General features: G+C 74.5%; 7 protein-coding genes. 1 reads left to right on the top strand and 6 read right to left on the bottom strand.

Going from position 1 to position 8423, the window contains the following annotated elements:
• Positions 1 to 41: 41 nt before the first annotated feature.
• The 6 genes from H489_RS29510 to H489_RS29485 form a co-directional block, all read right to left on the bottom strand.
• Positions 42 to 704 carry a response regulator gene (locus H489_RS29510; protein ID WP_017887391.1) on the bottom strand — a complete coding sequence of 221 codons (663 nt, stop codon included), beginning with the start codon at positions 702 to 704 and terminating at the stop codon, positions 42 to 44.
• Positions 701 to 1972, bottom strand: coding sequence for a sensor histidine kinase (locus tag H489_RS29505; RefSeq protein ID WP_017887390.1), 1272 nt, complete (start codon positions 1970 to 1972; stop codon positions 701 to 703). The genes H489_RS29510 and H489_RS29505 overlap by 4 nt, the downstream gene beginning before the upstream one ends.
• Positions 1969 to 2730: a DedA family protein gene (locus tag H489_RS29500; protein WP_017887389.1), complete on the bottom strand. Its 762-nt coding sequence runs from the start codon at positions 2728 to 2730 to the stop codon at positions 1969 to 1971. Before H489_RS29500 ends, H489_RS29505 begins: the two co-directional genes overlap by 4 nt.
• 93 nt (positions 2731 to 2823) lie before the next feature.
• On the bottom strand, positions 2824 to 3708 hold the full coding sequence (locus tag H489_RS29495; RefSeq protein ID WP_017887388.1) for a glycosyltransferase family 2 protein: 885 nt from the start codon (positions 3706 to 3708) through the stop codon (positions 2824 to 2826).
• Positions 3705 to 5198: a D-glycero-beta-D-manno-heptose 1-phosphate adenylyltransferase gene (gene rfaE2 / locus H489_RS29490; RefSeq protein ID WP_017887387.1), complete on the bottom strand. Its 1494-nt coding sequence runs from the start codon at positions 5196 to 5198 to the stop codon at positions 3705 to 3707. The genes H489_RS29495 and rfaE2 overlap by 4 nt, the downstream gene beginning before the upstream one ends.
• Entirely contained in the window at positions 5195 to 6769 is a 1575-nt protein-coding gene (locus H489_RS29485) for an aldehyde dehydrogenase family protein (protein ID WP_017887386.1), read from the bottom strand. Before H489_RS29485 ends, rfaE2 begins: the two co-directional genes overlap by 4 nt.
• A 133-nt stretch (positions 6770 to 6902) precedes the next feature.
• On the opposite strand from H489_RS29485, the gene H489_RS29480 reads away from it, so the two are divergent.
• Positions 6903 to 7997 (top strand): glycosyltransferase family 9 protein, encoded by a 1095-nt coding sequence (locus H489_RS29480; protein WP_017887385.1) that lies wholly within the window; start codon positions 6903 to 6905, stop codon positions 7995 to 7997.
• Positions 7998 to 8423 lie beyond the last annotated feature (426 nt).

Genomic DNA, 8423 nt, shown 5'->3' with positions numbered 1-8423 from the left:
GGGCCTCCCGTCCGTCTGCGGTCGCGTCCCGCGCCCGCACCTCACGCCGACGGCGTGACCAGCCCGCTCTCGTAGGCCAGCACGACGGCGTGCACCCGGTCCCGCAGCTGCAGCTTCGCCAGGACCCGGCCGACGTGGGTCTTCACGGTCTGCTCGGCGATGAACAGCTCCGCCGCGATCTCGCCGTTCGACCGCCCCCGCGCCATCAGCAGGAACACGTCCCGCTCACGGTCGGTCAGCACGTCGAGCACCTCGGTCTTCGGTGCCGCTGGCTGCGGACCGGCGACGAACGCCTCCACCAGGTGCCGGGTCACCCGCGGAGCGAGCAGGGAGTCGCCGGCCGCCACGGTCCGGACGGCCTGCACGAGCTCCTCGGCGCTGGCGTCCTTGAGCAGGAACCCGCTCGCCCCGGCACGGAGCGCGTCGAACACGTAGTCGTCGATGTCGAACGTCGTGAGCATCACCACGCGGACCGGCGACGCCGTGGGCGCCGCGGTGATCCGGCGGGTCGCCTCGATCCCGTCGAGCTCCGGCATCCGCACGTCCATCAGGATCACGTCGGGCCGCAGCACGGTCACCATCGCGACCGCTTCGGCGCCGTTCGCTGCCTCGCCGACGACGTCGACGTCGTCCTGGGCCTGGAGGATCGCCCGCAGTCCGACACGGAACATCTGCTGGTCGTCCACCACCATCACCCGCGTCATCGCGATCCTCCTTCGGCCGTCGGCTGCGACGTGGTCGCGGTGGGCTGGGTGGGCAGGCTGACCGCGACGCGGAAGCCGCCGTCCGGGTCCGGTCCGTGGTCGATGGTGCCGCCCAGCGCGGCGACCCGCTCACGCATGCCCGCCAGACCGAAGCCGCCGTCGTCCGGCGGCGCACCGGCCACGCTGCCGGCCGGGGGTGCGGTGTTGGCGACCTCGACCGTGAGGGCCGACCCGTGCCTGTCGACCGTCACGACGGTGGCCGCACCGGGCGCGTGCCGGGCCACGTTGCCGAGCGCCTCCTGCACGACCCGGTACACGGTGAGCTGCGCGAGCCGCCCGACGTGGTCGATGTCGTCGTCGTCGGCGAGGCTGAGGTCGTCGCCGAGCAGGAGCTCGACGGGGATGCCGGCCGCGCGGGTGGCCTGCACCAGTGCCGGCAGGTCGGCGAGCCGCGGCTGCGGCGCACGCTCGGCGTCGGCGTCGCCGCGCAGGGTGCCGAGCAGCTGCCGCATCTCCCGCAGGGCCGTGCGCGACGTCTCGGCGATCGCCGCGAACTCCGCTCGGGCCGCGGGCGGCAGGTCGGCCACGCGGTACGGGGCGGACTCGGCCTGCATGTGCACGACGGACATGCTGTGTGCGACGACGTCGTGCAGTTCACGGGCGATCCGGGAGCGTTCCTCGACCGTCCGGCGCCGCGCCTGCTCGAGCTCGGTGTCGCGGCGGGCCGCTGCGAGTTCCTCGCGCACGGACCGGCGCTGCCCGATGACGACCGCCGCGGCGGCCAGGACGAGGGTGTCGCCGGCGCTCACCACGAAGCTCGTCGCCCAGACGTCGACCTGACCCCACCGGCCGGGCGTCACACCGATGAGCACCAGGGGGAGCAGCGTCGCCGCGACCCAGACCACGGCGGTCAGCCGCCAGGTGGTGCGGACGCCCAGCACCACGAGCAACAGGCTGAGTCCGATGATGCTCGTCACCGAGATCGGCCAGGGTCCGACGGACCCGTCCGCCGTCAGGACCCCGAGGCCGGCGAGGGCGGCGAGGTGCACGACCGACGCGGTCCGGGGGAAGAGGGGCGCGAGGCCGATGCTCGCCGACAGCACGGCGGTGACGAGCAGGGCGAGCGGCACCGGGACGCCGTCGTGCACGGCGGTGACCGGGGCCGCGACGGCGAACAGGGAGACCGCGACGAGCACGAACCCGATCCGGAGCGCCAGGGTGCCCCGGGTCGGTCGGTCGGGCCGGGGTGGATCGGGGACGACGGTCACGGGCGGGCGATCTCTCCGGTTCGGGCGAGGCGAGGTGCGGGGGAGGGGGACGACGACTGCACGGCCTTCGTGACGGCCTTCGTCGAAGCCATCGTGGCAGGCTTCGTCGCCGTCAGGGTGCTCGGGGTGCTCGGGGCTGCTGCTCGGGCTTCGGCACGTGCGTCGCGCCTGCGGCTGATGCTCCCGAGCAACCGGTCGACGACGACCCCGAGCCCGGCGGCGACCACCATCGACACCAGGGCCGCGACGATCGGTTCGTGCAGCACGCTCGATGCGGCCAGCGCGATCCCGATCGACACCGCCGACCACGCGAGCCCCGCGATCGCGCTGATCGCGAGGAACCGGCGGTAGGGCAGGCCGGTGGCACCGGCCGTCATGTTGACCGCGACTCGGCCGACCGGGATGAAACGACCGGTCAGGATGAGGCTGGCGGACCGGCGCTGCATCTGCCGTTCCGCGAAGGCGAACGCCGCCGCGATCCGTGGTCGCTTCGACCGGGCCAACCGGGCGAACCCGATCCGGCGGCCGATCCAGTACGCGATCGAGTCCCCCGCGATCGCACCGAGGGCGGCGGCGACGAGCACCACCGCGAGCACGGGCTGCCCCGACGTCGCAGCGATCGCGGCGACCGCGACCAGGGCGGACTCGCTCGGCACCGGCGGGAAGAAGCCGTCGAGCAGGCACAGGGCGAACAAGATGACGTAGACGAGCGGACTCGCGGCCAACTCGACGACGAGCGGGGTGATCTGGTCGAACACGGGGTGTTCCCTCCCGCCGACGGCGTTCGTCGACGAGGACGACGCTACGGAACCGCGGCGCCGCTGCCATCCCGCTGCGGTCTCGACCACCCCCTACCGCGGTATGACTCCACCGTGGTCGAACAGCACGTCGGGCGCGTCCACCCGACGGTCGACGACGGTGGTCGGTGCCTCCAGGTGCACCGCGCCGGAGGGCAAGATGCCGGCGCCGCCGAACCGCTCCATCACCCGCCACTGGGCGACGACGTCCTCGCCGGCGTGCTCGGGCGGCAGGGCGTCCCAGAACCGGAAGCCGCCGACCTCCTCGAGTGCACGGCGGTCGTACAGGGCGCACGCGCCGACCCAGGCGACCCGGTAGGGCACCCACTCGCCGGGGTGCAGGTCGAGGTCGGCGGCGACGTGCGTCGGGTTCGCGGCGTTGTGGAGCGACCACCGGTCGAACCCCGGGGTCCCTCGGCGCACCACCTCGGGCACCACGGGGCCGTCCCACCGCTCGAACACGGCGGTCTCGTGCGGGCGACGGTCCTGCAGGTACGACAGCCCCTGCACGGCGCTGCCGACGAACCCGCAACCCAGGGTCCGCAGCGCGTCGAGCATCCGCGCGACCGAGCCCGGTTCGAGCCAGACGTCGTCGTCGAGGGACAGCACCGCGGCTGCCTCGGCGTGGTCGAGCAGGAACTGCCGGTGCTCGGCCAGGCCACGCCGTTCCGGGTGGGTGAGGAGCGTGACGGGCCGGCCCTGGGCCTCCAGGACGCGGAGCATCGCGGCGACCGCCGGCGCGCTGGCGGCGTCCCCGTCCGCGGACTGGTCGCTCAGCACGACGCGCATGTCCACGTCGATCTGGGCGGCGAGGCCGGCGAGCGTCGTGGCGAGTTCGGCCGGCCGGCCGACGGTCGGGATGAGCACGTCGACGTCGACCGTGCTCGTGTCCGCTGGATCGGGGGCCTTCGCCCAGGACCCGGACCAGCGGGCGGTCACGGTGCGGGGTCCGGTTCGGGCCGCGCGGCGGCTTCGCGGATCCGGCGCACCACGGCGCTGGTGGAGTGCTCGGGAACGTAGTCGACCATGACGACCTCGCCGCCGTAGCCGCGGACGACCTCGGTCTCGGACAGCATCTCGGGGGAGTAGTCGCCACCCTTGACGTAGACCTCGGGGCGCAGCCGTTCGATGAGCGGGATCGGGGTGTCCGTCGCGAACACCGTGACCAGGTCGACGCAGGCGAGTGCGGCGAGCACGCCGGCGCGGTCCTCGGCCGGGTTGATCGGCCGCTCCGGGCCCTTCAAGCGGCGCACCGAGTCGTCGTCGTTCAGCGCGACGACGAGCAGGTCGCCCAGATCCCGGGCCTGCCGCAGGTAGGTGGTGTGGCCGCGGTGCACGACGTCGAAGCAACCGTTCGTGAAGACCACCCGACGCCCGGCCTGCCGTGCAGCCTCGACCGCGGTGGCGAGTTCGTCGTGGTCCACCACGGTCGCCGCCGGTGCGGTCACCGAGTCCAGCAGGGCGGCGGCGGTGCAGACCGATGTGCCGGCCTCGCGGACGACGACGTCGGCGGCGGCCTGCGCGACCGCCACGGCGTCGCGCAGGGGCGCCTGCACGGCGAGGGCGACCGTCGCGGCGGCGCAGAAGGTGTCTCCGGCGCCGGAGGCCTGCTGCTCCGAGGCGGGCGTCGCACGCGTGCGGAAGCCCTGGTCGGAGCCGGGCTCGAGCAGCACGGTACCGTCACGGTCGAGCGTCACCACGGCGGCGCGCGCACCGCTGCGGGCGAGCACGTCGGCGCGCGCGGCGACGACGGTGCCGACCCGGTCGGCACCGGTGCCGAGGTCCGTGCCGAGCAGCGCGGCCGTCTCGCCGGCGTTCGGTGTGACGAGGTCCGGGTGCAGTGCGGCCCACCGTGTCAGGTCGTGCGCGTCCACCACGACGGCACCGGGGCGGTCGCGGTCGAGCATCGGCACGACGTCCTCGGCGCGGACGCCCAGACCGTAGTCGCAGACCACGGCGGCGTCGGCGCACCGGACGGCTCGGGCGACCGAGCGGGCGAGGCGTTCGCCGTGTTCGGCGGTCGGGGTCGCAGCCAGTTCGTCGACCCGGACCACGACGCGGTCACCGCCGACGACGCGCGACTTCGTCGTGGTGCGGGCGCCGGGGATCTCGACCAGGAACGACGTGTCGACGCCTGCTGCCTCGAGCCGCTGGCGCAGGACGTCGCCGGCCTCGTCGTCGCCGATGAGCCCGACCATGCGGACCCGGGCGCCGAGGGCGCGGGCGTTCACGGCGGTGTTCGCAGCACCACCGGGCACCGCGATGGTCTCGGTCACGCGGACGACGGGGGCCGGGGCCTCGCGCGAGACCCGCTCGGCCTCGCCGACGGTCCAGCGGTCCAGGATGCAGTCGCCGATGACGACGACCAGGGGTTCGCGGTCGTCGACGGTGGCGACGAGGTCGCGCACCAGGCGGACGTCGGCGGTCATCGGGTGCCTCCCACGGTGTCGGCGCTGCCGGCGGTGGCGCCGGCAGCGGCTGCGGGGCCGGTGGCACCTGCGGCGGCGCCGGTGTCGGCGGTGGTGCTGCTGGTGGCTGCGGTGTTGCCGGCTGCTGCGGTGTTGCCGGCTGCTGCGGTGTTGCCGGCTGCTGCGGTCGCCGGCTCGACGGTGCGCCGCGGCGGGGCTGCCTCCAGGTGCACGACCGTCGTGGTCGTCATCTCGTCGAGCAGGTGCGGGCCGTAGCCGAACCCGGCACCCGAGGCACCGCGGGGCTGGGCGCTGCCGCCCGGAGCACCACCGAACACCGCGTTCACCTTCACGGTGCCGACGGGCAGCTCGGCCGCGGCACGGAGCGCGTGCGCGGTGTCGTTCGTCAGGACGGTGGCGGCGAGCCCGTAGCGGTCGGTCGCGGCGAGCCGGAGCCCCTCCGCGAAGTCCGACACGATGCGCACCGGGGCGATCGGGCCGAAGGTCTCCTCGGTCAGCACGAGCATGTCGTCCGTGCAGCCGGTCAGGACGGTCGCCGGGTAGAACGAGCCGAGCCCGCCGGGCGTGACACCGCCCGTTCGTGCGGAGGCACCGCGGGCGATCGCGTCGTCCACGTGGGTCTGGACGAGCTCGCGCAGCCGGTCGTCCACGAGCGGCCCGAACTCGGTGGCGGGTGCTGCGGTGCGGCGCTCCGCCTCGGCGACGAGCGCTGCGACGAAGGGCTCGGCGACGTCCTGGTGCACGTACACCCGCTCGACGCTGGTGCAGATCTGGCCGGTGTTCGCGAAGGCGCCGAGGGCGACCTGTGCGGCGGCCCACTCCGGGTCGACGTCGGCGTCGACGATCACCGGGTCGTTGCCGCCGTTCTCACGGATGACGTGGGCGCGGGTGGTCGCGGCCACCTCGCTCAGGCGGTCACCGGTCGCGGTCGAGCCGACGTGCGCGTAGACGTCGATGCCCTGCTGCGCCAGGAGCAGCTCGCCGGTGGTCGCGTCGCCGTCGACACCGATGAGCACGCCGTCCGGCAGGACCTCGGCGAGCAGGGCGTTCAGGCGGGCGTAGGTCGCCGGGCACCGCTCGCTGCCCTTGTGCACGACGGTGTTGCCGGTCACGATCGCCGCACCGAGCATCCCGCACGCCACGGCGACCGGGTCGTTCCACGGCGTCAGCGCGAGCACCACGCCGCGCGGGTGCGGCACCGACCAGTCGGCGGCGCCGAACTGCCCGCGCAGCGCTTCGCCGCGGTGCACCGGCCCGAGCTCGGCGTACTGCACGAGCGTCCCGATGCCGGCCTCGACCCCGCCGATCGCGTCGCCGGGCACCTTGCCGGTCTCGCGGGTGTTCAGGTCCGCCAGCTCCTGCGCGTGGGCACGGAGGTGCTCGGCCGCAGCGTGCAGCAGGGCGCCACGCTCGGCCGGTGCCGTCCGGGCCCACGCGCCGGCAGCGGCTCGGGCGCGAGCGACGGCGTTGCGGACGTCGTCCTCGGTCGAGCGGCGCACGGTGGACGCGATCGACCCGTTGACGGGGTCGGTCACCACGAGGTCGTAAGCGGCGGGGGGTGCGATCGTCATGGGGTCCTTCCGGAGCGGGCGGGGCCTCACACGGTGCTCGGGCTCCGCTGTGTGCGGTCACGGCATCGCGCTTCTCGTCCATCCGGGGTCGCTGCTGGACGTCCGACCGGGTCCGACCGGTAGACGTGGAGCCGTGCAACAGATCGGTGTGGGCGGAGAACGGTTCGACGGTGTCGGCGAGATCGCGGTGCTCCGCGGCGGGGGACTGGGCGACCTGATGTTCGCCCTGCCGGCGGTCGAGGCCCTCGCCGCCGCCTACCCCGGGGCCCGGATCACGCTGCTCGGGGCACCGTCGGCGCGCCCGGTGCTCGAGGGACGCACCGACGCGGTCCACGCCTTCGAGGAGCTCCCCGTCGTGCCCGGTGTCCGGGACTCGGGCCGCGGAGCGCCGACCGAGCAGGACTTCTTCGACCGAATGCACGGGCGCTTCGACCTCGCGGTGCAGCTGCACGGCGGCGGTCGGAACTCGAACCCGTTCCTGCTGCGGCTCGGTGCCCGTCACACCGTGGGCACCGCCACCGAGGACGCACGGGTGCTGGAGCGCTGGGTCCGCTACGTGTACTACCAGCACGAGGTCGTCCGGGCGCTCGAGGTGGCCTCGCTCGCGGGCGCCGAGCCGGTCACCCTCGACCCGCGCTTGCACGTCTCCGATGCCGCACGTGCCGAGGTCAGGCAGCGCCTCGGTGTCGGGAGCGGGGCACGACTCGTCGCGATCCACCCGGGCGCCACCGACCTGCGTCGCCGCTGGAGCCCCTCGCGGTTCGCCGAGGTCGCCCGTGCCCGGTTGTCGACCGGCGACCACGTCGTGCTCGTCGGTGACGAGACCGATGTGCCGGCGTCGTCCGCCATCGTCGCGTCGCTGCCGCCCGAGCTGCGGGAGCGTCTGCACGACCGCACCGGGTCACTGCCGCTGCGGGAGCTCCCCGACGTCCTGGCCGCCGCCGACGTCATGGTCGGCGACGACTCCGGTCCGCGCCACCTCGCCGTGGCCGTCGGCACGCCGACCGTCGGGGTGTTCTGGTTCGGCAACGTCATCAACGCCGGACCCTTCGACCGCGGTCGGCACCGGGTGCACCTGTCCTTCGTGACGCGGTGCCCGGTGTGCGGCATCGACGTCACGCAGGTCGGCTGGACCGCCGAGCGCTGCGAGCACGACCCGTCCTACGTCGACCAGGTCGAGCCCGAGGCCGTCCTCGCCGACGTCGAGGACCTGCTCCGCACGACCTGACGAGCCTCGCACCGTGCGAGCTTCGGTCCCGTGCGCACGCCGTCGCCCCGTGCGCGGTTGCCCGCTGCGTGCGGCGCTGCAAGCGCGCACCCACCCGTCAACGCTGCACCAGGCGACGCACCGCGCACCGTGCACGGAACGCGACCGGACGCCGGACGGGAGGCCCGCTGCCAGCCCGCAACGCGCCTCCCAGCCGCCCCGTGCGCACGCCGTCGCCCCGTGCGCGGTTCACCGCTGCGTGCGGCGCTGCAAGCGCGCACCCAGCCGTCAACGCTGCACCAGGCGACGCACCGCGCACCGTGCACGGAACGCGACCGGACGCCGGACGGGAGGCCCGCTGCCAGCCCGCAACGCGCCTCCCAGCCGCCCCGTGCGCACGCCGTCGCCCCGTGCGCGGTTCACCGCTGCGTGCGGCGCTGCAAGCGC

The sequence above is a fragment of the Curtobacterium flaccumfaciens UCD-AKU genome (genome assembly GCF_000349565.1).
Classification (GTDB): domain Bacteria; phylum Actinomycetota; class Actinomycetes; order Actinomycetales; family Microbacteriaceae; genus Curtobacterium; species Curtobacterium poinsettiae.
The sequence above is the reverse complement of the archived record's forward strand: the minus strand, read 5'-3'. Positions and strand labels throughout refer to the sequence as shown.

Coding starts and splice junctions, on each gene's coding strand:
- H489_RS29485 (WP_017887386.1), bottom strand. CDS start 6,769: ATGACGATCGCACCCCCCGCCGCTTACGACCTCGTGGTGACCGACCCC.
- rfaE2 (WP_017887387.1), bottom strand. CDS start 5,198: ATGACCGCCGACGTCCGCCTGGTGCGCGACCTCGTCGCCACCGTCGAC.
- H489_RS29510 (WP_017887391.1), bottom strand. CDS start 704: ATGACGCGGGTGATGGTGGTGGACGACCAGCAGATGTTCCGTGTCGGA.